At 56.0% G+C, this 248-nt stretch carries 1 protein-coding gene; it reads left to right on the top strand.

Annotated features, from left to right (window positions below):
- On the top strand, positions 1-248 hold a 248-nt coding region (locus AAEZ05_RS29655; protein ID WP_350650207.1), incomplete at both ends, for a transporter substrate-binding domain-containing protein.

Here is a 248-nt window from a genome sequence, read left to right as displayed (position 1 = left end):
CCCGTGGGCTACTCCCACGACATCCAGTTGGCCGTCGTCGAGCAGCTGAAAAAAGACCTGAACAAACCCGACCTCAAAGCCAAGTACAACCTGGTGACCTCGCAAACCCGTATCCCGCTGATCCAGAACGGCACCGCGGATCTGGAGTGCGGCTCCACCACCAACAACACAGAACGCGCCCAGCAAGTTGATTTCACCGTCAACATCTTCGAAATCGGCACCCGTTTGCTCGTCAAGAAAGACAAGGA

The sequence above is a fragment of the Pseudomonas sp. HY13-MNA-CIBAN-0226 genome (genome assembly GCF_040310305.1).
Taxonomy (GTDB): domain Bacteria; phylum Pseudomonadota; class Gammaproteobacteria; order Pseudomonadales; family Pseudomonadaceae; genus Aquipseudomonas; species Aquipseudomonas gregormendelii.
The sequence above is the reverse complement of the archived record's forward strand: the minus strand, read 5'-3'. Positions and strand labels throughout refer to the sequence as shown.